We start from the raw sequence: 22323 nt of genomic DNA on the forward strand, positions 1-22323 counted from the left end.
CGCACGGGCAGAAGAGCAACTTCGGGTTCATGTTCCACGAGGACGGCGAGGAGCCGGACCCGAACCTCACCAGCCAGTTCCGCATCCCCGGGATCCCCGGGCGCGGCCCCTTCCGTCGTCGGCGCGCCGCTCAGCCCTCGGCCGCCAGGGTCAGCGCGACGGTCCTCGGGTCCTCCTCGACCGGCCAGCAGGCGTAGGAGCGGCGCCAGTACATCAGCGGGCTGGGCACCTCCGGCCGGGCGGCACCGTCCACGACGGCACCGATCACGATCGTGTGGTCGCCGGCGTCGAGGGCCGCGGCGACCCGGCACTCGGCGTGCGCGACGGCGTCCAGCGGCACGGTGGGCAGGCCACCGAGCCGGCTGGGCTCCCAGCGGACGCCGCTGAAGCGGTCGCCACTGGCCGAGGCGAACAGCGCGGAGGTGTCCTCACCACCACCGCGCAGCACGTTCACCACGAACTCGCCGCGGTCCAGCACGGCCCGCAGCACCCGGCTCTCCCGATGGATGCAGACCAGCAGCAGCGGCGGCGTCTTGGAGACGCTGCACGCCGCGGAGCAGGTCAACCCGTACGGCTCGCCGTCGGCACCCAGGGTGGTCACCACGGTCACTCCGGTGGGCAGCGCGCCCATGATGGACAGGAAGGTCGGGCCGTCGACGCAGTCGCCGGCGAGGTCCTCGGGCAGGGGTAGGGGCATGGTGGGCATGGGGTCTCCACTCTCGGCAGTCCGGTGCGGTGTCCCCATGCTCGTCGGGCGCGTTCGAGTCGCCGTCGGGTACGCCGCGTACCCCTGGCCCGGGAGCGGGACCAGGGGTACGCGGGTTGCCTCGGACGCGCGGTCACTCCTCGTCGCGCAGCTCCCGCAGCAGGAAGGTGAGCACGAAGCCGACCGCCAGGATCAGGCCGCCGACCAGGAACATCGTCTGGAAGCCGGCGGCGAAGGCGTCGATCGTGCGGGCCGCGAGGCCACCGCTCGTGGCGGGGTCCGAGAGCGCCTGGCGCACCGCCTCGTCACCGTTCAGGTCACCGCCGATCCGGCCGGCCGCGACGCCGAACAGCACCGACATGAAGACCGCGGCGCCCGCCGTGCCGCCGAGCTGACGGAACAGGCCGGAGGCGGCGTTGGCCACGCCCAGCTCGGACTGGGGCGCCGCGCTCTGGATGGCCAGGGTGATGACCGTCTGGGAGAGCCCGATGCCCAGGCCGAGCCACGCCGTGAGCACCACCACCACCCACAGCGGGGTGTCGGCGCCGGCCGTGGAGAGCCCCAGCAGCGAGCCGGCCATCGAACCGAGCCCGACGATGGCGGGCTTCTTGAACCGGTTCGTCTTCTTGATGATCTTCGCGCAGACCATCTGGGAGATGATCGCGCCCGTCATCAGCGGGATGATCACCAGCCCGGCCACGGTGGCGGTGCGGCCCTGCACCAGCTGGAGGTAGAGCGGCAGGGTGGAGACCGTACCGAAGATGCCGACACCGATGGTGAAGTTGACTGCGGTGGCCAGGGTGATCCCGCCCCGCTTGAACAGCCGCAGCGGGACCATCGCCTCCAGGCCCCGGGCCCGCTCCGCCAGGACGAACAGCACCAGGCCGAGCGCGGCGACGGCGTACAGCACCAGCGAACGGCCCGAACCCCAGCCCCAGTCGAGGCCCTCCTCGGCGACGACCAGCAGCGGCACCAGCCAGAGCGCGAGGGTGACGGCGCCCCGGTAGTCGATCGGGTGGTTCACCCGCTGGTGCGGCAGGTTGAGTGCCTTGCGCACGCTCAGCAGCGCAACCAGCCCGAGCGGCACGTTGATCAGGAAGGCCCAGCGCCAGCCGGTCACCCCCAGGATCTCGCCGGCGCCCGCGAACAGCCCGCCGACCAGCGGGCCGAGCACGCTGGCCGCGACCCACGCCATCATCAGGTAGGAGAAGTACCGGCCGCGCTCCCGCACCGGGGCGAGGTCGGCGATGACGGCCGTGGGCAGCGACATCAGCCCGGCGCCGCCGAGTCCCTGGACCACGCGGGCGACGGCGAGCGTCTCCATCGAGTTCGCCAGCGAGCAGGCCGCCGACCCGACGATGAAGACCACGATCGCCGCCAGGTAGAGCGGCTTGCGGCCGTAGATGTCGGAGAGCTTGCCGTAGAACGGCATCGCGATCGTGGAGCTGACCAGGTAGCCGGTGATGACCCAGGCCTGGACGGTCTGCCCGTGCAGCTGGTCGCCGATCGTGCGCAGCGCGGTCGAGACGATGGTCTGGTCGAGTGCGGCGAGCAGGACTGCCAGCAGCAGTCCGGTGAGGGCCGTGATGATCTGGCGGTGGGTGAAGCCGGCCGGGCCGGCGTCGTCCGCGACGGCCTCGTCGGTCTGCGAGGCGAGGTTTGCCATGTCCTGTTTCTCCATGCGGTTTCGGTCGGCCCGCCGTGCGGTGCCGGACGACCGCACAACCCGGGCCCGACACACAAAATCGACAAGCTCTTGTCAATTTGAGGGTAGTGCCCACCTCGAGCAAATGACAAGCTCTTGTCGAAATCGCGCGAGCGTGCTGCGATTAGGCTTCCGTCATGACCGACCTCTCCCCCGTGGCAGATACCTTGAGCGAGATCACCACCGAGTTGTTCGCCGTCAACGGCGCCCTGCTGCGCGCGGGCGACGGGCTGTCCGGCCGGTTCGGGCTGACCTCCGCGCGATGGCAGGTCCTCGGCCTGCTGGCAGACGGTCCGCACAGCGCCGCGCACCTCGCGCGGGAGCGCGGGCTGCGCCGCCAGGCCGTCCAGCAGACCGTGGTCAAACTGGTCGAGGACGGCCTCGCCACCACCAGCCCCAACCCGGCGGACCGGCGCGCACCGCTGGTCTCGCTGACCGCGAAGGGCGCCGACGCACTCGCCCTGCTGGAGCCGGCCGAGCGGCGCTGGCTGGAACACCTGGCCTCGCCACTGGACCCGGACGACCTGAAGGCCACGCTGCGAGTGCTGCGTGGCCTTCGGGCGGCGCTGGCCGACGAACTGCCCCCGTCGGTCGCGGGCGACAGTGGCACCGCGGATCTCACAGGTCCAACGTGACCTCGTACTCCGTGAGCCAGGAGTTGAGCCAGAGCACCAGCTCCAGGCTCCCCCGGTCGTACGGGCGGCTCACCGCGCCCAGCGGCCGGTCGACGACCGCCCGCGCCCGCCCGAGGTCCAGCAGCGGCAGGACCGGGGCGTCCGCGTCGCGCAGCAGCCGGGCGAGTTCGGCGCGCAGCACGGCCTCGTAGCCCGGGTCCTGGGTGGCCGGGTACGGGGTCTTGACCCGCTCGACCACCGACCGCGGCAACAGGTCGGCGACGGCCGCGCGCAGCAGGCTCTTCTCCCGGCCGTCGAAGGACTTCATCGCCCACGGCACGTTGAAGACGTACTCCACCAACCGGTGGTCGCAGAACGGCACCCGAACCTCCAGGCCCACCGCCATGCTCATCCGGTCCTTGCGGTCGAGCAGGGTCTGCACGAACCGGGTCAGGTTGAGATAGGTGATCTCGCGCATCCGACGGTCATCGGCGGACTCCCCCGGCAGCACCGGCACTTCGGCGAGCGCCTCCGAGTACCGCGCGGCCCGGTAGCCGTCGAGGTCGAGCTTGTCCAGCAGTCCCTGCTGGAACAGCGAGCGGCCGCCGAAGTAGCGTGCCGAACCCGAGGTGAGCCAGGGGAAGGTGGTGGCGCGCAGGGCCAGCGGGTTGTGGAACCAGCGGTAGCCGCCGAACAGTTCGTCCGCGGCCTCGCCGGACAGCGCCACCGTGCACTCCCGCTTCACCGCCCGGAAGAACAGGTACAGCGAGGGCCACATGTCACCCCAGTACGCGGGCGGCAGGTCGGTGGCCCGCAGCACCGCGGCGCGCACCGCCGGATCCGTCAGATCGCCGCTGTCCAGCAGGACTTCGCGGTGTTCCGCACCCACGTGCCGGGCCAGGTCGCGGACGAACGGCGCGTCCGGCGCCTGGCGCACCGCGTCCGGGGCGAAGCCGTCCGCCGCGCCCCGGAAGTCCACCGAGAACGAGCGCACCGGCCCCGACCGGGCCGCCAGCGCCGTCACCGCCGAGGAGTCGAGGCCTCCGGAGAGCAGGCAGCCCAGCGGCACGTCCGATACCAGCTGGCGCGCGACCGTGTCGGACAGCAGCTCCCGCACCGTCCCGATGGTCGCGGACAGGTCGTCGGTGTGCTCACGGGCCTCCAGCCGCCAGTAGGTGTGCCGGCGCACCCCGGTGCGCCCGACCCGGACGAGTTGGCCGGGCCGGACCTCGCGCATCCCGGAGAAGACGGCCGCCTCGGGCGTCTTGACCATGTCCAGCGCCTCGCACAGCCCCTCCGCGCCGACCCTGCGCGGCACCGCGCGGTCGGCGAGGACGGCCTTCGGCTCCGAGCCGAACAGCACGCCCGTGTCCGTCGGGTAGTAGTACAGCGGTTTGACGCCCATCCGGTCGCGGACCAGCAGCAGTTCCTCGGCCTGCTCGTCCCAGATGCCGAAGGCGTACATGCCGTTGAGCCGGTCCACCAGCGCGGCACCCCACTGGAGGTAGCCGCGGAGCACCACCTCGGTGTCGCACGCCGTCCGGAACCGGTGGCCGAGCGCGATCAACTCGGCACGCAACTCACGGAAGTTGTAGACCTCGCCGGCGAACGTGATCGCCGCGCCGCGGCCCCGGTGCCGGGCGGTCATCGGCTGCTGCCCGTGCGCCGGGTCGATCACCGCCAGCCGGCGGTGGCCGAAGCCGACCCACGGGCCGAACCAGAGCCCCTCGGCGTCCGGCCCTCGGCAGGCCATGGTGTCCGTCATCGCCTGCAGCAGATCACGGCGCTGCTCGGGGGAGGCGTCGAAGTCGACCGCCCCAACGATGCCGCACACGCTCAACCCACCTGGGTCAGGCTCAGGTTGACCGCGGCCAGCAGCTGCCGCGGGGTCCTGGCCTCGACCACGACGTCGTCCGGCAGCGCGATGCTCCGGTCCCGCTCGATCATGTTGACGGTGTTGAACAGCGCCAGCGAGTCGTAGCCCAGGGCCTCGAAGGGCACGTCCAGGACGTCGTCGAGGTCGACGCCCTCGTCGACGCCCGCGGCCTCGCGCAGCGTGGTGATCAGATCGTCAAGGGTGAACTCTGCCATGGCGTTTCCTCAGTTCGGTCGATCGTCGGTCGGTTCTTCGGCGGCCGCTTCCGCGGCTCGCCCGCAGTCGGTCGGAAGTCGGTCAGCGGTCGGTCAGCAACCCGTCAGCACCAGCGCGCTGTTGAACCCGCCGTGCCCACGGGCGAGTACCAGCGCGCTCCCCAGCCGGGACGGCCTCGGCCGGTCCCCCACCAGGTCCAGCTCACCGAAGGCGGGCCGTCCGAGGTGGACGGAGGGCGGGATCACCGAGTCCCGCATGGCCAGCAGCGCCGCGGCCACGTCCAGCGGGGCACCCCCGGCGAGCAGCCGGCCGGTCATCGTCTTGGGCGCCGTCACCGGCACCCCGCGCGGTCCGAACACCGCGCTCAGCACCTCGGCCTCCGCCCGGTCCCGCTCGGCCACCCCGCTGGCGTCGGCGAAGACCACGTCGATGTCGGACGGGCCGGCCCCGGCGTCGGCCAGCGCCGCCTCGATCGCCCGCCGCAGCCCGGGCGGACGCCCGGAACCAGGGCGCGGGTCGAAGGTGGCCGAGTAGCCGGCCACCTCCCCGTAGTGGCGGCGCTGCCCGCGCCCGGCCGCCCGCTCGGAATCCTCCAGGACGAGCAGCGCACCGCCCTCCCCCGGCACCCCGCCCGACGCGTCGGCGTCGAACGGCAGGAAGGCCCGCCGTGGGTCCCGTTCCGGGCTCACCGTGCCGCTGCGGGTGAGGCAGAGCCACGACCACGGGCAGAGCGAGCCGTCCACCCCGCCCGCCAGCATCAACGCGGTGCCCTCCCGGACGTGCCGCCGCGCCTTGGCCAGTGCGTCCAACCCGCCCGCCTGCTCGGCCACCAGCGCCGAGCCGGGGCCCCGCATGCCGTGCCGGATCGAGATCTGCCCGGTGTTGACCGGGTAGAACCAGGCGAAGGACTGGTACGCGCTGACGTATGCCGGGCCCTTGCTCCACAGCGCCGTCAGCTCCCGCTGCCCGAACTCGAACCCGCCGGCGGAGGCGGCCGTGACCACCCCGGCGGCGAAGTCCGGCATCGTCGCCGGGTCCGCCCCCGCGTCGGCCAGGGCCTCCTCCGCCGCCACCAGCGCCAGCCTGGTCATGTGGTCGGTCTGGGGCAGCAGCCTGCTCGGCAGATGGTCCTCCGGCCGGAAGTTCACCTCACCGGCCACGTGCGCCCGGTAGCCGGCCGAGTCGAAGCGGGTCACCGGGCCGAGGCCCGAACGGCCGGCCAGCGTGGCCTCCCAGTACTCCTCCACACCCCAGCCGTTCGGCGCCACCACGCCGATACCGGTCACCACGACCTTCGTCATGCCCCGCTCCATTCCGGCTCGGCCAGCACGATCGCGCTCTGGAAGCCACCGAAACCACTGGCCACGCTGAGCACCGTGGACACCCGCTGCTCCCTGGCCACCAGCGGCACGTAGTCCAGATCGCACTCGGGATCGGGCACGTGCAGATTGGCCGTCGGCGGAACCACCGAGTGCTCGATCGCCAGCGCGCTGGCGGCGAACTCCAGGGCACAGACCGCGCCCAGCGAGTGCCCGATCATCGACTTGATCGAGCTGACCGGCACCCGGTAGGCGTGCTCGCCGAGGCTCCGTTTGAACGCGGCCGTCTCGTGCCGGTCGTTCTGCTTGGTGGCCGAGCCGTGCGCGTTGACGTACGCGATGTCCTCGGGATTCATCCGGCTCCGGTCGAGCGCGACCCGAATCGCCTCCGCCATCTCGTTCCCGTCCAGCCGCAGCCCCGTCATGCTGTAGGAGTTGCAGCGCCCGGCGTACCCCGTGACCTCGGCGTAGACGTGCGCGCCGCGTCGGCGCGCGTGCTCGCGCTCCTCCAGGACGAACATCGCCGCGCCCTCGCCGAGGGCGAAGCCGTTGCGGGTCAGGTCGAACGGCCGCGAGGCGCTCTCCGGCTCGTCGTTGCGCGGCGAGGTCGCCTTGATCGCGTCGAAGCAGGCCACCGTGATCGGAGAGATCGCCGCGTCCGACGCACCGGCCAGCATCACGTCCGCCTCACCGTCACGGATCAGGTCGCAGGCGTGGGCGATCACGTCGATACCGGAGGTGCACCCGGTCGAGACCACGCCCACCGGCCCCTCGGCCTCCACCAGCCAGGCCAGTTCGGTCGCCATCGAGGACGGCACGAAGTAGTCGTACAGATAGGGCACACCGTGGGCGTCGTCGACCAGCTGCCGCCGGCCCTCGTCGCTGACCACGGCGAACTCGCGGTCGAGGCTGATCGTCATCCCGCACGCCGTCCCGGCCATCACCCCGGTGCGGAGTGGATCGTTCGACCCCGACACCCCGGAGTCGGCCAGTGCCTCGCGCGCCGCCACCATGGCGAACTGCGCGGTGCGGTCCCATTGCCGGATCTGACGTTGGGTCAGACCACTGGCCACCGGATCGAAATCACACTCGGCGGCCACCCGGGACCTGAACGGCGACGGGTCGAACGTCGAGATCGTCCGGGTCGCCGTCCGGCCCGCGGTCAGCAACTCCCAGAACGCCTTGGTGCCGACCTCGCCGGGGGCCACCACCCCCATCCCGGTCACCACCACGCGGCGCCGCCCGTCCTCACCTGACACCGCTGCTCCCCCGCTCCGCATCCGACATACCCGATCGCCTCCTGTCCGTGAGAAGAAATCCGCCGGCACCGATCGTCGGCTCCCGCCCTCGCGGCGGATTCGAGCCGCCGTCCACCTGCCGCGCGGCCCGCCGCGCGAACCGGCGTTGAGGAGTGCTGCCTAGCCTCTGGTCGCATGGACATCGACACCGACATCTGCGTGGTCGGCGGCGGCCCCGCCGGGCTGACGCTCGCCCTGCTCCTGGTCCGCTCCGGCGTGCGGGTCACCCTGCTGGAACGCAGCCGCTCGCTGGACCGGACGTACCGCGGCGAGATCCTCCAGCCCGGCGGCCAGGCACTGCTGGACGAGCTGGGCGTCCTCCGCCCGGCGCGGGCGCACGGCGCCGTCGAGCACCAACGCTTCCTGCTGGAGGAGCGCGGCCGGATCCTCATCAACGGTGACTACCGACGGCTGCCCGGACCGTACAACTGCCTGCTGAGCCTGCCACAACGCCACCTGCTGGCCGAGCTGCTGGCCGCCTGCGCACGGCACGACGGCTTCCGCTACCTGGCGGGCACCAGGGCGAGCGGGCTGGTGGAGGAGGGCGGCGTCGTCCGCGGGGCGGTCGCCGCCGGGCCCGGCGGCGCGGGCGAGCAGGTGATCCGGGCGCGGTGCGTGGTCGCGGCGGACGGCCGCTTCTCGAAGATCCGCACCCTCGCCGGCATCGGCTACCGGCGCCAGGAGCTGTTCAGCCAGGACGTCCTCTGGTTCCGGCTGAGCGGAGCGCCGCAGCGGAGCACCGGGCACACGCGGGACGTCCGGGTCTTCCGGGCCGGCGGCAATCCGGTCCTGAGCTACTCCTCGGTGCCCGACTCGCTCCAGCTCGGCTGGACGCTCCCACACGGCGGCTTCCGTCGGCTGGCCGACCGGGGAGCCGACCACATCATCGAGCAACTGTGCCACGCCGCACCGGAGTACGCCGAGCGCATCCGTGAGGAGATCACCGGCTTCGGGGACCTGTCCCTGCTCGACGTCTTCTCCGGCAGCGCCGAGGAGTGGGTGCGCGACGGGCTGGTGCTGATCGGCGACAGCGCCCACACCCACAGCCCGATCGGCGCGCAGGGCATCAACCTCGCCATTCGGGACGCCGTCGCGGCTCACCCCGTCCTGGTCGAGGCGGTGCGCAGCGCCGACGCCGGCGCGGCCCGGCTCGACCGGTACACAGCGCTGCGCAGGCCCGAGGTGGACCGGATCACCCGGATCCAGCGGATCCAGAGCCGGATGATGCTCTCCACCGGGCGCCTCTCCTCGGCGATCCGCCCGCGGACGGCGGCTCTGGTGTCCAGGACCCCGCTCTACGGCGCGATGCTGCGCCGGATCGCCTTCGGCACCTCGCCCGTCCGGCTGCGGACCGATCTGCTCGGCTCCACCGGGCGGTGACCGGCGCCCTCCCCCCCCTCCCGGTACGTCACCCCATTTCCCGTACCGGCCTGGCAGCCGCCCTCACCGGGGCACCGAGCGAAGAGGTAGAGCGTGATGACTCCACTGATCGATCCGCATCAACTGTCGGCCGCCGGGCCGACCGAGGCGGCGACGGCGGGCGGTGTGCTCGTCGCCCTGGCCGTCATCCTCGGCACCGCGTTCGTCTGCGGGAGACTGGCCGTCCGGCTGCGCCAGCCCGCCGTCATGGGTGAGATCGTCGGCGGGGTCGCCCTCGGGCCCAGCCTGATCGGTCTGCTCCCGGGACGGTTGGACGCCGTCCTGTTCCCCCCCGAGGTCCAGCCCCATCTGCGGGTGCTCTCCCAACTCGGCCTGGTCTTCTTCATGTTCATCGTGGGGTACCGGTTCGACACCGCCCATCTACGGGGCGCCGGGCGCCGGGTGACGGCGGTGTCGCTCAGCTCCGTCGCACTGCCCTTCGCGCTCGGCCTGGGCCTCGCGGTGCTGCTCCAACCCTGGTTCGACGCCTCCCAGTTGAGAACCACCGGCTGGCTGGGCCCGGCCCTGTTCCTGGGGACGGCGATGTCCATCACGGCCTTCCCCGTCCTCGCCCGGATCATCGCCGAACGCGGGATGCACCAGGATCCACTCGGCACCCTATCGCTCGCCTGCGCCGCCCTGCAGGACTTCCTCGCGTGGTGTGCGCTGGCCGTGGTAGTGGCCGTGGTGAACGCCCAGAGCCCTTGGGCGCTCGGACGGTTGGCGCTGAACACGGTCGTCGTCGTGCTCGTCCTCGGTTGCGTCGTCCGCCCCGCCCTCGGCTGGCTGCTGGCGCCGGAGCGGCGCCGCGCCGTCGGCGGACCGTGGATCCACGCCGTCCTCGTCACCGGGACACTGCTCTCCGCCTGGGTCACCGGCGAGATCGGCCTGGACGCCGTCTTCGGCGCCTTCATGTTCGGCGCGGCGGTGCCCCGCGACCGGATCGACGCCCTCGCGCCCGAGGTCCCGGAGCGCATCGAGCAGGCCGGCCTCCTGCTGCTGCCGGCCTTCTTCACGGTCACGGGGCTGGCCGTCGACCTGACCGGCATCGGGTGGCACGGCCTGGTCATCGTGGCCGCGGTGCTGGTAACGGCCTGCGTCGGCAAGTTCGCCGGTGCCGCCGCCGCTGCCCGGCTCACCGGCTCGACCAGGCGGGAGGCGGCCGCCCTCGGCATCCTGCTCAACGCCCGAGGCCTCACCGAGCTCGTCATCCTGAACGTGGGCCACCGGCTCGGCGTCATCGACACCCGGATGTTCAGCGCGATGGTGGTCATGGCCCTCGTCACGACCCTGATGACCGGGCCGCTGCTGCGACGCGTCGCCCCGCGGGGCACGCCATCACCATCGCTCCGCGCCCGCTCGGCCGCCCCCGAGGCGGTGTCCAGCAACTCCTGACCGTCCGGCCCCGAAGGGGTCAGAAGTCGCGCGGCACCGGTCCACCGGAGATGTCGCGCAGCTGCCTGCGCAGCTCCCTCTCGACGTCGCTGAGCGGCAGGTCGGGGCGGAGCCGCTCCGGGTGGCCCGGCCCGGGACCAGCGGGAGGCGGCGGCGCGACCGGCGGGGCGTACCCCGACAGCTGCCCGAGGGCGATCAGGCCTCGCAGCAGCGAGCGCAGGCAGGAACCGAGCAGTGAGCAGCGCATCCGCCGAGGATGGCGGGCCGCCTCGGAGCGCCCGTACAGCAGCGTTCGAGCGGGTCGGCCACCTCCAGCCGACCGCCACCGCGCTTCAGCCGCGGGAGGCGACGGGGCCGGCTGCGGCACGCCGCCCGGCCACCGCGGCCCTGCCGTGCCATCACGACGCAGCCGACGGCGCCGCCTTCGCACCCGGCACCGCAACGGACGTGATCAGCTCTCCCGTACGTCCGCGGATGTCGATGCGGACCGGCAGCGTGCGGCGCCGCACGCTGGTCCCGCCGGGCCCGGCCGAGTGCGCCCGGCCCAGCACCTCTGTCACCGCCATGACGAGCGCCGTCGTCACGGCGTCCTCGGTGATCGGCCCGATGTCGTCCCCGAGCCAGTGCAGGACGAGCGCCCACTCGCCGTTTCGGGTCCCCGTGCGGGGCTGGGTGGGCTCCGCGTTCAGACCGAACTCAGCGAGGGCCTCGATCAGCGACTCCACGTCCTGGCCGTCGAGGTGCTGGAAGTTCTCTTCGATGAGCAGCTGTGTCATGAGCGTTCCCCCATGTGGTGGTCGGTCGGACGCGGACTCGGACGGCGCCTGCCGGACGTCGCCCTACGACGATGCCGCGCCAGGGGCAGTCCGGCCCGACGGCCGGGCTACCCTGACGATCGATCAGTGCTTCTGATGGCATGGACGGTCGTTCCGGCCCACCCGGTTGCCGCCGCCGGACATCTTGACGCGTTCCGTACGCACGGACGGCCACACGTCGCCACCGCGGGCCGCCGGACGACGGCACGACGGCACGACGAGGCGGCCCCGGTGCACGGATTCCCCGGCACCGGGGCCGCCTCGTGCGCTGAGCGGGGCTCACGCGCTGAGCGGGGCCGCGTCATGCGCTGAGCGGCGGCGATCCGGGCAGCGTCGCGCCCGCCGTATGCCCCGTCACGCGCCCCGTCATGTGCCGTAGGCATGGGCGCCATGGCGTCTACGCCGAATCGTCGACTGCGTCATCGGCGCCCAACTCGCCTTCCCCGCCCCATACTCTGGCTCCCGCCGATGCGGACGCATCGTGTGTCACAGGGGAGGATTTCGTGAAGTCGCTCATGGCAAGGGCCCGTTGGCTGGGCACCGCGGCATCGGTCGGCCTGCTGCTGACCACCGGAACCGGGGTCGCCACCGCACAGCCCGCCACCACCACGGCCCCCCAGGTCGTCCCGGTGGGGTACGCGTACCCGACGACCGCCGTCACCCCGGACGGCACGAAGGCCTACGTCGGGGTGACCGACGACCCCCGCGGCACGCCCGCGGTCAAGGTCGTCGACACCCGGACCGGCGGGATCACCGCCCGACTCACCCTTTCCACCGACGCGAACTCCTTCGTCGGCGCGCTGGCGATGAGCCCCGACGGCACGCGGCTGTACGCGACCGTGGGGGCGCAGCACCTGGTCACCATCGACACCGACAGCGACACGGTGGCCGCCGACGTCCTGCTCCCGGTCCAGCCGCACCCCGACGGGTACGTGGACGGCTCACCGAGCTCCCTCGTGGTCAGCCCGGACGGCGCCGGCGTCTACCTGGCCCAGAACGGGCCACGGCAGCGCTGGGGCTTCCAGCCCGCCCGGGTCCTCGCGTACTCGACCGCCACCGGTACCTTCACCGCCTCCGTCGGCGTCACCGACTTCAGCGTCGGTTCGATCGTCCTGCGCCCCAACGGCCAGGACCTGTACGTCACCACCGGAGCCGGCCTGGTCCACCTGGCCGCCACGCCCACCTCGCTCACCACCGTCCGCACCCTCACCACCGGACACGGCGCCTCCGGCGGCGCGGTGCTCAGCCCCGACGGCAGCACGCTGTACGGCCTCGGCGGCTACGAGAGCGACTACCTCGTCGACACCGAGACCGATACCGTCACCGAGAACTTCCACTTCGCACCGGGCAACACCGACCTCCGCTACCCGGTCGTCAGCCCGGACGGGAGCCGCCTGTACTTCATCTCCAAGTCGACCGTCTTCGTCGCCCCGGGCGGACCCACCCCTCCCGGCTACCACTACGACAGCGTGATCCTCTCCTACGACACCGAGGCCCACGTGCTCGTCCCCGCCGAGACGGTGAACCCGCAGAAGGTGGAACTCGCCACCGGCCTGGCACTCGCCCCGGACGGCCACACCTTCTACCTCGGCGGCAACACCTACCCCGGCGGCGTTCCGGGCACCGTCGCCAGCCTGGAGATCATCAACAACTGACGAGCAGTCAAGTTCTAGGCAGGCTACCGACCTTCGACGATCCGCCGGATCTCGCGCGCCAGGGTGTCGGGGTCGCTGGTCGGCACCATGTGGTCGGCGTCGGCCGCCAGCACGTGGCGGCCGGCATCGGCCCGGCCGACGCGGTAAGCATGGGAGGCGTTCACGGCCTCCCGGACCTTCGGGCCCATGCCGGTCGAGGTCCGCACGGCCGAGACCACCGTGAGCGGGATGCCGCCCAGGGCCGGCGGGTTCTCCTTCATGGCGGTCAAGTCCGCCACCACTGAGCCGAGTTCGGATCCCCGGGTGCGGATGGTGGAGACGGTGAAGCCCTCCTCGCGCATCTCGGCCGCGGCGTCCGCCGGCAGGGCGTCGAGCATCGGGCGGAAGGCCCGGGCCAGCAGGCCGGTGCGGGCCAGCAGCATGCTGACCGCCTGCCCGATCCGCTCCTGGCGGCGCACCGAGGGCGCGAACACCAGGTCGCAGGACTCGTCCGTCGGGTCGGCCAGCACCAGGCCCGCGATCCGCTCGGGGCGGGCCGCAGCGGCGATCCGGACGATCGGCCCGCCCCAGCTGTGCCCGACCAGGACGAACGGCCCGGGGCCGAGGCCGCCGAGGTGGTCGAGGTGGTCGAGCAGGTCGTTGAGGTCCTCGGCGAGGCGGCGCAGCGGGCGCGGCGCCGGGTCCGGCGCGCTGCGGCCGAGCCCGCTGCGGTCGTACGCCACCGTCGCCGCGACCCCGTCCAGCCGGAGCTGCACCGGCGCCCAGTACGAGCGGCTGGAGGCGAGCCCGCCTTCCAGCACGACCGTCGGCACGCCCTCGCCGCCGGGCCCCGGCCGCCGCAGGTAGAACAGCTCCCGGCCGTCCCGTGTCCGCGCCCGCCCCGGCTCACCCTGACTGTGCATCCCCGGCACCGCCCTCACCCTCGACCAGCCATCAAGTTTGGTTAGCCTAACCTCACTTCCCCGGTGATCGCGACCACCCTCGGCCGACCTGCGAGGCGGCGGGCGGCGGCGGGGTCGGTCAGTGGTCGGCCGCCGTGCCACCGGCCGGACCAGGGCGACAGCCTGTGACCTGGGGTCACAGGATGACCGCCTGTCTGGCTGGCCGCGAGGGCCGTCCGCAGGATGGCCGCATCGGACTCCTGCCCTCCCGTCGCGGCCGCTTCCGCCTGCCGTCCGAAGGCCCGGCCGCTCCCTCGCACGACAAGGTGGTGATCGCTGTGAGCAGCATCTCCGACCCGCCCCGGCCCGAACAGGCCGAGGACGTCCCGCCCCTGGCGCCGGCCCAGGCCTTCGAACGGTGGCGCTACGCGGGAGTGTTCCTCCTGCTGTTCCTGTTCGGCACGGAGACCTTCCTGGTGTCGCCACTGCTGCCGACCATCGCGGACTCGGTGCACACCACCGAGGCGGCCGCCGCCTCCAGCGTCACCGCCTACGTGCTGGTGTACGCCGTCGCGGCGCCCTTCCTCGGGCTGCTGAGCGACCGGTTCGGCCGCCGCCGCACCCTGGTGGCGGGCACCCTGCTGTTCGTCGTGTCCAACGCGGCGGCCGCCCTCTCCACCGGGCTGACGCTGCTGGTCGTCTCCCGCGCGGTGGCCGGGCTGGCGGCGGCCGCGGCCGGGCCGGCGATCTGGGCGCACATCGCCGAGACCGCACCGGAGGCGGTACGCGGGCGGGCCCTCGGCCTGGGCATGGCGCTGTTCTCCTGCGGCCAGGTGATCGGCGTGCCGCTCGGCGGCTTCCTCGCCGGACTGGCCGGTTGGCGGTCGGCGTTCTGGGCGCTGACCATCGGCACCGCGGCGGCCGTGCCGCTGCTGCTGAGCCAGGTCCAGCACCGTTCGGCGCAGGCGGCCGCGCCGCAGGTGGGGGCGGTCCGGGCGATCCTGGCGGGCTGGGCCGACCCGACGCTGCGGCGCGCCCTGCTGGTCAACACGGTGTTCAACACGGCCAACCTGGGCGCCTACACCTTCCTCGGCGCGGTGCTGGTGCAGCGTTTCGACCTGTCGGTGCAGGCCCTGGGCCTGGTGGGCGTGCTGGTCGGTGCGGGCAGCCTGGTCGGCTCGCTGCTGGGCGGCCGGCTCGGGGACCGGGCCAGGACCGCCGGGCGCTCCGACCTGCCGATGCTGCCGCTGTGGGGCGTGCTGCTGGCGGCGGGCGTCGCGCTGGCGGCCAAGGGGCCCGGCCTGGTCCTGGCCCTGGCCGGCGTGGTGGTGTGGTTCCTGGCCTCCGGAGGCTTCGTGACGGACCAGCAGACGCTGGCCGGCACCATCGCCCCGGAGCTGCGGGCGACCTCCAGCGCGTGGCTGACCTCGACCATGTACGCGGGCACCGGCCTCGGCGCCTGGGCGATCGGCACCTTCGGCAACGTCGCGGACGGCACCCTGCTGATCGGCACCGGGCTCGCGCTGGTGGCCGCCCTGGGCGCGCTGGCGGTCAGCCTCGGCCTGCGCCGGTCCACCGCGTCGGGCACCTGAGGCCCCGCCGGAACGGCCGGGATGCCCGGCAGGGCCGGCGGCTCAGCCGACCCGGCGCTCCCCCTCCACGCCGCCGACCGCGCGCAACGGATGATCGACGAGTTCGGTCATCCGCGCCCGGTCGGCGGCGCCGTGCGGGGTGAACAGCAGCACCGTCGCGGTCGGGTCGTCCACCGGGTGGAAGGACGACAGCGTCAGCCGGACCGGTCCGAGCCCGGCCGGCTCGACGGTGACGGTGCGGACGGTCAGCTCCGCCACCGAGTGGCAGCCCCACCAGTGCCGGAACTCGGGCGCGTCCTCGTCCAGGTGCCGGTAGACCTCGCCGGTGCGGGGGTCGGCCAGGGCGGGGCCGGCCTGCGCCCGGAACTGCTGGAAGACGTTCATCGCGAGCGGTTCCCAGTCGCGGAACACGGCCCGCACCCGGTGGTCGGCGGCCATCACCCACATCAGGTTGCGCCGGTCCGCGGGGACGAACTCGGGCGAGCCCCAGAGCGCGACCCAGGCGGCGTTCCAGCCGAGCAGGTCGAAGTGCCGGTCGAGCAGGACGGCCGGGCTGGTGGGCCAGGAGTCCAGGACCGGCCGGATGGCCTCGGCGAGCCGGTCGGCACCGTCCTCCGAGGCGGCGGCCGCCGTCGGCTCGTGGTAGCCGGCCAGGCGCATGGCGTGCCGCAGCCCGGCCGCGTCCAGCCGCAGCACCCGGGCGATCGCCTCCAGCACCTGCCGGGAGGCGGTGACCCGCCCCTGCTCGACCCAGGTGTACCAGGCCAGGCCGACGCCGGAGAGGGAGGCGACCTCCTCGCGGCGCAGACCGGGGGTGCGGCGCCGGGTGGTGGCGGTGAGGCCGACGTCGGAGGGCTTGAGGAGCTCGCGATGGGCGCGCAGGAAGGCGCCGAGTTCCCTGCCTGCGGGGGGAGTTGACACGGTTGGCTCCTCGGCCCTGGTCGGTGCCGTCGAATGCGGGGGTGTGGGCTGCCACCAGCGTAGACGCAGCCCGCCGCTCACCCCAGGGGTGAGCGGCGGGCTACACATGTTGTTAACGAGACGTCAGCTGCCACAGCCGGACGGGCATGTGGCTGACGTGGCCGCGCTCCTGCTGCCGGCGCCAGGCGCTCTCGCCGACGGCACGGAAGAAGGCGGGCCGCTGCTGCGCCGGCACCGCGCGGCTGTAGTAGTCCCCGAAGGTGGCGGCGTGGAAGTGCTCGTACTGGGCGGCGCCGTCGACGGTGACCACGGCGTCGCGCTCCAGGTGGCCGGCCACCGCGAGGTGCGGGCCCACCACCGCCGCGAGTTCGTCGACGGTCCTGGTCCGGGTCGCGATCGGCAGCACCCCGGCGCGTTCCAGGAGGCCGGGCACCTCGTCGTACGGGGTGCCGAGGGTGACCAGGGCGTCGCGGACCAGCTCGTCCTCACCGCCGAGGCCGCGCTCGTCCCGGGCCGGGTGGTAGGTGGTGAGCAGGAAGCGGCCGCCGGGGGCGAGGTGGGCGGCGGCCCAGGCGAAGATCCGCTCCTCGTCCGGGTACAGCCAGTGCAGCACCGAGGTCTGGGTGATCAGGTCGGCCCGGAACGGCAGCGGCTCGGGCACGGTGAGGTCGGCCCGGTGCAGGGCGACCCGCTCGCCGTAGGGCTGGAGCCGGGCGGCGGCCTCGGCGATGCGGTGCTCGGAGCGTTCCAGGCCGACGGCGCGCCGCAGGGAGGGGAAGCGCTCCAGGGCCTCCTGGAGCAGCTGGCCGATCCCGCTGCCGAGGTCGATCAGGGATTCGGGGGCTCCGGTGACCTGGTCGAGCACCCAGTCACGGTCCTGGACCTGGCGCAGCCGGCTGGCGTCGGCGTACCCCGCGAGGGTGCGGGCCTGGATCTCGACGGCGGACGTGCTCACGGCTGGTTCTCCTCCACGGTGGACGGCTGTGCGGTGGACGGCTGGTTGGTAGCTGGCTGCTCCGCGGCGGACGGCTCCACGACGGCGGGCTGCTCCGCGACGCCCTGGTCGACCAGCTTCAGCAGCCGCTCGCGGGCGGCGCTCTGGTCGTAGCGCTTGAAGAGGTTGATCCGGTTGCGGGCCAGGTCGCCCCGGTGCACGTACTCGTAGAGGTCCTGGCGCTGGCCGAAGCCGTCGCCGGTCAGCTCCCAGGCGATCCGGAAGAGCCGGGCCTTGCGTTCGGCGTCGATGTCCCGGCCGCGCATGTAGCGGTCCAGGTGCGGGCGCAGCCGGGGGTTGGCGAGGTCGCCGGCGGTGGGCTGGATGAGCAGTCCGGAGGCGCCGATCTTGCGGACGATCTCGACCGCGCTGCCGGCCACCTCGGCCGACCAGACCCGGGAGGCCGCTGTGTCGCCGGGGGCGAACAGTCCGCCGTCGGTGAGGCCGCCGCGCGCCTCGGCGGCGTCGAGGAAGTACTCGGTCAGTTCGGCGTACCCGGCGAGGCGGCCCAGGTCCTCCTGGATGTTGCGGAAGCCGTCCACGCCGATCGACTCGGCGACCAGGGTTGCGCTGGCCAGCAGGGTCCGCAGCCGCTCGCGGTAGCGGATGTGGCCGACGTAGGCGCTCCAGGCGTTGATCCGGCCGAGGCCGGTGCGTGCCAGGTTCGCGTCGCGCAGCAGGAAGACGCGGTCCCAGGGCACCAGGACGTCGTCGAAGAAGAGCATCGCGTCCTGCTCGTCGAACCGCGCGCCGAGCGGGTGTGCGTGCCCCCAGGAGGCGCTGCCGAGCGGTTCGCGGGCGAGGGTGATCAGGCCGGGGGTGTTGAGCGGCAGGGCGAACCAGGTCACGAACTGCTCGCCGCGGCCCTCGGTGAACGACGCCGAGAGGTAGACCAGCACCTCGTGGGCGATCGGGGCGAGCGTGGTGAGCTGCTTGGCGCCGCGTACCACGATGCCCCGGTCGTTCTCCTCCACGACGCGCAGGGCGAGGTCCGGGTCGTCCAGCGGGTTGGCGGAGCGATCGATCTGCGGGTCGCCGAGGGCGTGCGAGAGGACCAGGTCGTTGCTCGCGCAATGCCGGTACCACGCCTCGGCGTTGGCGCCGAAGCGCGGGTCGGCGCCGGCCAGCCGGTGCCGGAAGTCGTAGACGCCGACGGCGATCGAGGCCATGAAGGCGGGTGAGCGGCCCTGCTGTCCGAGTGCCTCGGCGTGCCACAGCTCGGCGCTGCGGCGCTGGAGCCGCAGGTCCTCCAGGGTGCGCGGGGGCTGGTAGGCGCGGGCCAGCCGCAGGCCGCTGTCCGGGTCCTCCCAGGTGAGCAGGTCGCGGTGGGCCGGGTCGTGCTGGAGGTCGATCAGGCGGGCCAGTTCGTCCACGGCCGGGCGGAACGCGGGGTGCTCGGCGGGGTTCGCGATGCGCTTGCCGTCGAGGTAGAGCTCGCGGCCGTCGTCCAGTTCGGCCCGGTACCGGTCGCCGGTCAGCAGGCCGCGGGCGGTGGCGGGTGCGCCGCGGCCGGTGATGGTGCCCAGCAGTGTCATGCGCCAACTCCGTTTGATGTCAAGGGTTCAAGGGTTCAAGGGTTTCGGGTCGATCACGCGGTACCGGCCGTCGTGGTAGAGCAGCGGGTCGCCGTCGCCGCGGTCCGCGGCGGCGACCCGGCCGACCAGGATGGTGTGGTCGCCGCCGGGCAGGGTGCCGTGCAGCCGGCAGTCGAACCAGGCCAGGGCGTCGTCGACGAGCGGGGCACCGGTGACGGCCGTGCGCATCGGCACCACGGTGAAGCCGCCGAGCGCGCGCCCGGCCCCGGGGGTGGCGAAGCGCCGGGCCACCGCCGACTGGCCGTCCGTCAGGACCGAGAGGCCGAACCGTCCGGCGGCGCGGGCCGCGGCCACGAGCGGGCTGTGGCGGCTGACCGCGACGGTGACCAGCAGCGGGTCGAGGGAGAGGGTGCTGAAGGAGGAGACCGTCTTGGCGAAGACCTCCTCGTCCGCGCGGGTGGTGACCACCGCGACCCCGGTGGTCCAGCCGCGGGAGGCGGCCCGGAAGGCCTCCTCGGTGGCCTTCGCCGTGGTCACGGCCGCCGCGGGGCCGCTCATCGCAGCCCCACCCGGTAGGCGCGCAGCCACTCGTCGACCTGGACCAGGTGGTCGAGGCCGCCGACCGGGTTCGGCGCGGTGCGCGGGCTGGGCAGCGGGCGGCCCTCGGCGAGCAGCCGGCGGACCAGCTCGCGGTCCACCAGCTCGAAGACCGGCGCGTTCGGGTCGGCCAGCAGCTCGTGCGCCCGGGCGGTCAGCACCTCGGTGTAGCGGACGGCCGGGGTGGAGGGGTAGCCGCTCTTGGGCCGGTCGGCGACCTGCGGCGGGAGGAGGTCCCGGACGGCGTCCCGGAACAGGCCCTTGGCCCGCCCGTCCGGCGCCTTGAGCGCCCACGGGACGTTCCACAGGTACTCCACCAGGCGGTGGTCGCAGAACGGCACCCGCACCTCCAGGCCGACCGACATCGACACCCGGTCCACCCGGTCCAGCAGCGGGGGGAGCCAGCGGGTGAGCGCGAGGTGGAAGACCTCGCGGATCCGCGCGTCGGCGGCCGACTCGCCGGGCAGGCGCGACACCTCGCCGAGCGAGCGGTGGTAGGCGGCGGCGGTGTACTCCTCGGGGCGCACCTCGGCGCGGACGTCCGGACGCAGCAGGTCCGCGGGCGTGGCCTTGCCGTGCAGCCACGGGAAGGTCGGCGCGGCGACGGCCTGCGCGTCGTGGAAGTACGGGTAGCCGCCGAAGATCTCGTCCGCGGCCTCGCCGGAGAGTGCGACCGTGGAACGCCGCCGCACCTCGCGGAAGAGCAGGTGCAGCGAGGCGTCCATCTCGCCCCAGCCGGGCCGGTCCCGGGCGCGCAGGACGGCGTCGCGGGCGTCCAGCAGGTCGTCGTCGGGCACCAGGACGGTGGTGTGCAGGGTGCCGATGTGCTCGGCGGCGGCCTGCACGTACGGGGCGTCGAGGGTGGTCCGCCAGGCGTCCGGGGTGCGGTCGGTGCTGCCGGGGAAGTCGACCGAGAAGCTGGCGATCTTCCCGTGGCCGGCCCGCTCGCGGGCGGCCGCGGCCAGCGCGGTGACGGCGCTGGAGTCGACGCCGCCGGAGAGCAGGGTGCACAGCGGAACGTCGCTGATCAGCTGCCGCTCGACGGCGTCGGCGAGCAGGTCCCGGACGGTGCCGCGGGTGGTCGCGGCGTCGTCCCGGTGCTCGGCCGACTCCAGCCGCCAGTAGCGGAGTTCGCGGGTGGCGCCGCGGCCGACGACCACCAGGTGGCCGGGCCGGACTTCGTGCAGCCCGCGGAACAGGCCGTGGCCGGCGCTCGGCGCGGCGGGCAGCGCGAACAGCTCGGCGATGCCCTCGGTGTCCAGTTCGGCGCGGAACAGCGGGTTCGCGAGCACCGCCTTGGGCTCGGAGCCGAACAGCACCCCGGTGGCGTGGGCGTGCCAGTACAGCGGCTTGATGCCGAGGTGGTCGCGGACCAGCAGCAGTTCCTCGCGCGCGGCGTCCCACAGGGCGTAGGCGAAGATGCCGTTGAACCTGGTCGGCGCGTCCTTGCCCCACTGGAGGTGGGCCCGCAGGACCACCTCGGTGTCGGAGCGGGTCCGGAAGACGTGCCCGAGGGCCTCCAGCTGCGCGCGCAGCTCGCGGTGGTTGTAGAGCTCCCCGTTGTAGCAGAGGACGGCGCCGGCGTCGGGCCCCGGGCGGTCGGCGAGCGGCTGGGCCCCGCCGTCCAGGTCGATCACGGACAGCCGGCGGTGGCCGAACGCGGCGTGCCGGGAGAGCCAGACGCCGTCCGCGTCCGGGCCGCGGCAGGCCAGGGTGGCGGTCATCTCCCGGACCGTCCGCGCCTGGTGGCGCAGGTCGGTGTCCCAGTCGATCCAGCCGGTGACACCGCACATCTCAGGACTCCCCCGGTTCATCGTTGGCGGCGGGCCCGGCTGCGGCGCTCGACTCCCAGCGGCAGCCGTGGCCGGTCGGGCCGTTGGTCAGGCGGTGCGCGGGCCGGTAGCCCTTGGCGCGGATGTTGGCGGACAGCGCCTCGGTGCAGTAGGTGCAGGGCGAGGCGAGGGTCAGCTGGACGCCCGAGCGGCGGGCCTTCTCGCGGTAGTCCCAGATCGCACAGTGCGTGATGGTGAGCGCCGCGTGCTCGGCGCCGGGCGGCTCCTCGTCGTCGAACTCGTACTCCGAGCCGTACAGTTCGGCCTGCCGGGCGATCCGGTGGATCGGGTCGGCGGCGCCCCGGCCGTGGTCGGGTTCGACCTCGCGGTGCACCTCGGCATTGGACCGCGCCCAGTCCCCCAGCCCCTCCTCGCCGTAGCGGCGCACGAGGAAACGTTCCATCAGCGCCTGGTCGCGGAAGAACACCCGCTGCCACTCCGGGGCCGGGGCGTCCGGCGCGGGGAGGTCGGCGAAGAGCTCGGACTGCAGCACGAACCAGTCGGTCAGGTGCAGCCCGTTCCCGCGCGACACTAGGTACCGCGTCAGGCCCGCCTCGGCCTCGTGCAGCCGCTGGCGCCAGAGCGCCGACCGCTCGGCGTCCGACATCGCGCGGTACGGGGACCTCGGCTGCTCCGCGCCGGGGCTCCGGTGGCTCGCGGCGGCCAGCACCGCCGTGCGCGGGCCGGCGTCGGCACCCGCCGCACCGGTGGAACCGGTCGGACCGCCGGTCCTGTCGGACACACCCCCCATCGGGCCATCTCCCTTCGGCTGGACGATCCTTCGGACCGTCGTGTGGTGGTCGTTTCCCGCCACGCTACGGAGCTGGCCGGGCGCCCCGGTAGCCCCGAACGGCGCCGCTCAGGGCGCCGATCGTCGCCTCGCGCATGCTCCGAAGGTCACCTGCGGGAGGCGGCCGGAACACGACGGAGGGCGGGCCCCGCGTGCTGCGGGG

Annotated in this window: 21 protein-coding genes; 6 read left to right on the top strand and 15 right to left on the bottom strand. The window is 73.5% G+C overall.

Features of this window, described 5'->3' with window-relative positions:
• Positions 1-197 (top strand): hypothetical protein (locus ACFVHI_RS34185; protein WP_380345788.1); only part of this gene is annotated, 197 nt, incomplete at its 5' end.
• On the opposite strand, the gene ctcQ is transcribed toward ACFVHI_RS34185, so the two are convergent.
• Together ctcQ and tcr3 are read right to left on the bottom strand one after the other, a co-directional pair.
• Positions 131-706, bottom strand: a complete 576-nt coding sequence (gene ctcQ / locus ACFVHI_RS34190) for a flavin reductase CtcQ (protein ID WP_159398342.1) — start codon at positions 704-706, stop codon at positions 131-133. The genes ACFVHI_RS34185 and ctcQ overlap by 67 nt on opposite strands.
• Positions 707-839: 133 nt before the next feature.
• Positions 840-2372: a tetracycline efflux MFS transporter Tcr3 gene (gene tcr3 / locus ACFVHI_RS34195; protein ID WP_380345791.1), complete on the bottom strand. Its 1533-nt coding sequence runs from the start codon at positions 2370-2372 to the stop codon at positions 840-842.
• A 176-nt stretch (positions 2373-2548) separates the two neighbouring features.
• On the opposite strand from tcr3, the gene ACFVHI_RS34200 reads away from it, so the two are divergent.
• Complete coding sequence (locus ACFVHI_RS34200; RefSeq protein ID WP_063346340.1) at positions 2549-3046, top strand: MarR family winged helix-turn-helix transcriptional regulator; 498 nt, start codon at positions 2549-2551, stop codon at positions 3044-3046.
• Here ACFVHI_RS34200 and asnB (ACFVHI_RS34205) read toward each other — a convergent pair.
• From asnB (ACFVHI_RS34205) to ACFVHI_RS34220, 4 genes are all read right to left on the bottom strand, one after another.
• Positions 3030-4859 carry an asparagine synthase (glutamine-hydrolyzing) gene (gene asnB / locus ACFVHI_RS34205; protein ID WP_063346341.1) on the bottom strand — a complete coding sequence of 610 codons (1830 nt, stop codon included), beginning with the start codon at positions 4857-4859 and terminating at the stop codon, positions 3030-3032. The two genes, ACFVHI_RS34200 and asnB (ACFVHI_RS34205), sit on opposite strands and share 17 nt — an antisense overlap.
• Before the next feature lie 2 nt (positions 4860-4861).
• On the bottom strand, positions 4862-5116 hold the full coding sequence (locus tag ACFVHI_RS34210) for an acyl carrier protein (RefSeq protein ID WP_063346342.1): 255 nt from the start codon (positions 5114-5116) through the stop codon (positions 4862-4864).
• Positions 5117-5209: 93 nt separating this feature from the next.
• Positions 5210-6418 (bottom strand): ketosynthase chain-length factor, encoded by a 1209-nt coding sequence (locus ACFVHI_RS34215; protein ID WP_380345794.1) that lies wholly within the window; start codon positions 6416-6418, stop codon positions 5210-5212.
• Complete coding sequence (locus ACFVHI_RS34220) at positions 6415-7695, bottom strand: beta-ketoacyl-[acyl-carrier-protein] synthase family protein (RefSeq protein WP_279634872.1); 1281 nt, start codon at positions 7693-7695, stop codon at positions 6415-6417. The genes ACFVHI_RS34215 and ACFVHI_RS34220 overlap by 4 nt, the downstream gene beginning before the upstream one ends.
• 174 nt (positions 7696-7869) lie before the next feature.
• Between ACFVHI_RS34220 and ACFVHI_RS34225 the strand changes: the two genes are divergently transcribed.
• Complete coding sequence (locus tag ACFVHI_RS34225; RefSeq protein WP_063346345.1) at positions 7870-9114, top strand: FAD-dependent monooxygenase; 1245 nt, start codon at positions 7870-7872, stop codon at positions 9112-9114.
• Positions 9115-9210: 96 nt separating this feature from the next.
• A complete protein-coding gene (locus ACFVHI_RS34230; protein ID WP_063346346.1) occupies positions 9211-10548 on the top strand; it encodes a cation:proton antiporter in 1338 nt (445 codons plus the stop codon).
• A gap of 19 nt (positions 10549-10567) precedes the next feature.
• Here ACFVHI_RS34230 and ACFVHI_RS34235 read toward each other — a convergent pair whose 3' ends face one another.
• Both ACFVHI_RS34235 and ACFVHI_RS34240 read right to left on the bottom strand, forming a co-directional pair.
• On the bottom strand, positions 10568-10795 hold the full coding sequence (locus ACFVHI_RS34235; RefSeq protein WP_063346347.1) for a DUF6059 family protein: 228 nt from the start codon (positions 10793-10795) through the stop codon (positions 10568-10570).
• A 151-nt stretch (positions 10796-10946) separates the two neighbouring features.
• A complete protein-coding gene (locus tag ACFVHI_RS34240; RefSeq protein ID WP_063346348.1) occupies positions 10947-11324 on the bottom strand; it encodes a hypothetical protein in 378 nt (125 codons plus the stop codon).
• Between the two features lie 554 nt (positions 11325-11878).
• Here ACFVHI_RS34240 and ACFVHI_RS34245 point away from each other — a divergent pair.
• The gene (locus ACFVHI_RS34245) at positions 11879-13018 is read left to right on the top strand and encodes a hypothetical protein (RefSeq protein WP_380345798.1); all 1140 of its coding nucleotides are present in this window, start codon (positions 11879-11881) and stop codon (positions 13016-13018) included.
• 23 nt (positions 13019-13041) lie between these two features.
• On the opposite strand, the gene ACFVHI_RS34250 is transcribed toward ACFVHI_RS34245, so the two are convergent.
• Positions 13042-13920 carry an alpha/beta fold hydrolase gene (locus tag ACFVHI_RS34250; protein WP_380345800.1) on the bottom strand — a complete coding sequence of 293 codons (879 nt, stop codon included), beginning with the start codon at positions 13918-13920 and terminating at the stop codon, positions 13042-13044.
• 317 nt (positions 13921-14237) lie between these two features.
• On the opposite strand from ACFVHI_RS34250, the gene ACFVHI_RS34255 reads away from it, so the two are divergent.
• Positions 14238-15491 carry an MFS transporter gene (locus ACFVHI_RS34255; protein WP_380345802.1) on the top strand — a complete coding sequence of 418 codons (1254 nt, stop codon included), beginning with the start codon at positions 14238-14240 and terminating at the stop codon, positions 15489-15491.
• A gap of 42 nt (positions 15492-15533) precedes the next feature.
• Here the strand turns inward: ACFVHI_RS34255 and ACFVHI_RS34260 are convergent, their stop codons facing one another.
• From ACFVHI_RS34260 to ACFVHI_RS34285, 6 genes are all read right to left on the bottom strand, one after another.
• The gene (locus ACFVHI_RS34260; protein WP_244293271.1) at positions 15534-16412 is read right to left on the bottom strand and encodes a helix-turn-helix domain-containing protein; all 879 of its coding nucleotides are present in this window, start codon (positions 16410-16412) and stop codon (positions 15534-15536) included.
• Between the two features lie 112 nt (positions 16413-16524).
• A complete protein-coding gene (locus ACFVHI_RS34265) occupies positions 16525-17367 on the bottom strand; it encodes a class I SAM-dependent methyltransferase (RefSeq protein ID WP_380345804.1) in 843 nt (280 codons plus the stop codon).
• Entirely contained in the window at positions 17364-18941 is a 1578-nt protein-coding gene (locus ACFVHI_RS34270; RefSeq protein ID WP_380345806.1) for a 4-hydroxyphenylacetate 3-hydroxylase family protein, read from the bottom strand. Before ACFVHI_RS34270 ends, ACFVHI_RS34265 begins: the two co-directional genes overlap by 4 nt.
• A gap of 27 nt (positions 18942-18968) precedes the next feature.
• Positions 18969-19499 carry a flavin reductase family protein gene (locus tag ACFVHI_RS34275; protein ID WP_380345808.1) on the bottom strand — a complete coding sequence of 177 codons (531 nt, stop codon included), beginning with the start codon at positions 19497-19499 and terminating at the stop codon, positions 18969-18971.
• On the bottom strand, positions 19496-21331 hold the full coding sequence (gene asnB, locus ACFVHI_RS34280; protein ID WP_380345810.1) for an asparagine synthase (glutamine-hydrolyzing): 1836 nt from the start codon (positions 21329-21331) through the stop codon (positions 19496-19498). The genes ACFVHI_RS34275 and asnB (ACFVHI_RS34280) overlap by 4 nt, the downstream gene beginning before the upstream one ends.
• Before the next feature lies 1 nt (position 21332).
• The gene (locus tag ACFVHI_RS34285; protein WP_079135393.1) at positions 21333-22112 is read right to left on the bottom strand and encodes a hypothetical protein; all 780 of its coding nucleotides are present in this window, start codon (positions 22110-22112) and stop codon (positions 21333-21335) included.
• Positions 22113-22323 lie beyond the last annotated feature (211 nt).

This window comes from Kitasatospora sp. NPDC127121 (genome assembly GCF_042677305.1).
In the GTDB taxonomy this organism is placed as follows: domain Bacteria; phylum Actinomycetota; class Actinomycetes; order Streptomycetales; family Streptomycetaceae; genus Kitasatospora.